This is a genomic window from Natrinema soli (assembly GCF_028618695.1).
The window spans coordinates 1-2,947 of record NZ_JAQIVI010000463.1 but is presented as its reverse complement, the minus strand read 5'-3'; the positions used below and the strand labels follow the sequence as shown (position 1 = coordinate 2,947).

The 2,947-nt window shown below is 67.3% G+C and carries 2 protein-coding genes and 1 pseudogene; 1 reads left to right on the top strand and 2 read right to left on the bottom strand.

Going from position 1 to position 2,947, the window contains the following annotated elements:
- Positions 1-1,006, top strand: a 1,006-nt coding sequence (gene twy1, locus PGX04_RS24130; protein ID WP_273740831.1) for a 4-demethylwyosine synthase TYW1, incomplete at its 5' end; no start/stop codon positions are given.
- Positions 1,007-1,022: 16 nt separating this feature from the next.
- Here the strand turns inward: twy1 and PGX04_RS24125 are convergent.
- Complete coding sequence (locus tag PGX04_RS24125) at positions 1,023-2,504, bottom strand: oligosaccharide flippase family protein (protein WP_273740830.1); 1,482 nt, start codon at positions 2,502-2,504, stop codon at positions 1,023-1,025.
- Positions 2,505-2,523: 19 nt separating this feature from the next.
- A pseudogene (locus tag PGX04_RS24120) lies at positions 2,524-2,947 on the bottom strand (sulfatase-like hydrolase/transferase); the annotation flags it as partial.

Below are 2,947 nucleotides of genomic sequence, written 5' to 3'. Positions count from 1 at the left end.
CGGAGCGGGCGCCGACGCCGACAGCGGCGACGGCGACGACGGCGGGCCGGCACAGGTCTCGAGCCCGGACTACCACAGCGAGAATCACACGGCCGCCCAGACCTGCGGCTGGACGGCGAACGCCCTGCGCGGCGAGGGGAAGTGTTACAAGAACATCTTCTACGGCATCGAGTCCCACCGCTGCATCCAGATGACGCCGGTCGTCCGGTGTAACGAGCGCTGCGTCTTCTGCTGGCGCGACCACAAGGGCCACTCCTACGAGATGGACGACGTTCAGTGGGACGACCCCGAGGAAGTCGTCGACGCCTCGATCACACTCCAGAAGAAGCTGCTCTCGGGCTTCGGCGGCAACGAGGAGGTCCCTCGAGAGGTGTTCGACCAGGCGATGGAGCCGCGCCACGTCGCCATCTCGCTGGACGGCGAACCGACGCTGTACCCCTACCTCCCCGAACTCATCGAGGCCTTCCACGACCGCGACATCACGACCTTCCTCGTCTCGAACGGCACCCGCCCCGAGATGCTTCGGGACTGCGATCCCACGCAACTGTACGTCAGCGTCGACGCCCCCGAACGCCACACCTTCGACCAGGTCGTCGGCGCAATGGAGGACGACGCCTGGGAGAAGCTCCTCGAGACGATGGACGTCCTCGCGGACAAGGACGAAACCCGGACCGTGCTCCGGACGACGCTCGTCAAGGGAGAGAACATGCGGAATCCCGACTGGTACGCCGGCTTCTACCAGCAGGCCGACCCCGACTTCATCGAGCTGAAGGCGTACATGCACGTCGGCCACTCGAGAGGCCGACTCGATCGCTCCGCGATGCCGGAGCACGAGGAAGTCGTCGAGTTCGCCGAGGACGTACGGGAGTACATGCCCGGATTCGACGAGGTCATGGGAGTGCCGGCCTCCCGCGTCGCGCTGCTCTCGCAGACCTCGGACACGTGGGTCCCGAAGCTGCAGAAGGACAGCGAGTTCTGGGAGCGAGATCCGGTCACCGGCGACTAACGGCCCCGGCCCGCGGTCAGTCCATCACACCGTGCTCTAACCACGATCCCGGAAGCCACCGCTCGAGTCGCGACCCCCGAAGGATGCCGACGATCGTGACGCGGAGTTTTTCGCTGATCGCCAGTAGCACCGTCCCGTAGACGACCGCACCCAGTGCGACGATCGCGAGGAGGTGATACCACTGGTCGACGGCGACGGCGCGCTCGGCGGCGACGACGACGACGAACATCACCGCGCCGGCCGCGAACTGCTCGCCGAGCGTCCGGGGAAACAGGACGACCGACGAGAGTTCCCGTTTGACGACGACGGCCGAGAGGACGTATCGGAGCGTCTCGGCGACGGCCGTCGCGACCACGACGCCGATCGCGCCGTAGGCGAGCGTCAGCGCGACGCCGAGGACGATGTTGATCGCCAGCGTCAGGGCCGAGACGCGCGTGTTGATGTCCGGGCGGTCGATCCCGTAGATCACGCTCGTGAGCACGCCGGCCTGGGTCTTCGCGATCTGATACGCCGCGAGTCCGACGAGGAGCCCCGCGGCCGCGGCGTAGTCGGGACCGAAGAACGTCACCACGAGCTGCTCCGGCATCGCGACGGCACCGAAGAACATCGGAATCGCGAAAATGCTCGTAAACGAGAGCGTGTTCGAGATGTCCGTCCCGAGCTCCTCATCCTTGCTGTGGCGGTGGCTCACGCGAGCCATCAGTCCGCTCGAGGCGGCCATCGTCACGAACGTCGCCGGCACCGTGAGCTTGAGCGCGACCTCGTACCGTCCGGCAGCGGCGGGCGCGAGCAGGTAGCCCAGCAGGATGATGTCGAACCGATCGTAGGCCTGTCCGAGAAGCGAGTTCGGAATGCTGTATCTGGCGTACGACCAGAGGTTCGAAACCGTCTCCCGGCTCGGCGCGACCGGCCGCGTCCGGATGTAGTACCAGAGGACCGGCACCGTCAGGAACGTCGCCGCGGCCAGGCCGTAGGCCATGCCCGCAGCGCCGAACCCGAGGACGATCAGGCCCAGCTGGAGCGGGAAGGTGAGCAGCGACCGGAGCGTATCGGTCCACATCGAGGCCCCGACTCGGCCGCGCGCCTGCACGATCAGATCGAGCGGTTCGAAGAGCGTGACCGCGAACAGCAAGAGGACGAACAGGACCGGCGCTTCGGGGAGGCCCGTGTAGGAGACGAGCCAGCTCGAGGCGACGGCGGCGGCTGCGATGGCCAGCCCCGTCCACACCAGCGTGAACAGCCCCTGGCTGCCGATCAGCTCCCCCGACGGGGCGTCGGCCTCCGAATACCGCTTTTTGACCGCCGTTCCCCACCCGTTGACCGCTCGATCGGCGATCTTCACCAGCGAAAAGAGGAGGTAGTAGCCGCCGAACCCGGTCGGCCCGAGCGCTCGAGCGAAGACGATCGTTCCGAGGAACCCGATCGCGGCCATCGCGAACTTCGCGGCCGTCGCCTTGATCGTCTCGCCCCCGAGGCTGACCGATGTCGCGTCGCTCATGGCTGTACTGAGACGGCAGTCACAGGTACCCCAGATCCTCGAGCTGCGATTCAAGCCCGGAGAGATCCGCCTCGCCGAGGCCGTCCCGCGTCTCCAGGTCGGCGATCAGTCCCTCGAGTTCCGACTCGAGGACCGCCGGGTCGCAGTCACCGAGCAGTTCGGTCCCGAACGGGCCCTCGAAGTAGTAGCAGTCGGCCGTCGCGATGCCGTAGCGGTCGCGGTCGACGGGAGCGGTGTCGTAGCCGTCCTCCTCGAGCGCGAGCGCTCGGCGCTTCGAGATGCCGTGGTACTCGAGCAGCGCGTTCACCCGGGGCTCCCTCGCGATCGGGTCGCTCGAGAGCAGCGGCCGGAACGAAACGCCGCGGCGGTGGTCGGACTCGATTCCGGCGAGGTCGAGCACCGTCGCGTAGACGTCCAGCAGGTTCACGAGGGCGTCCCGCGTC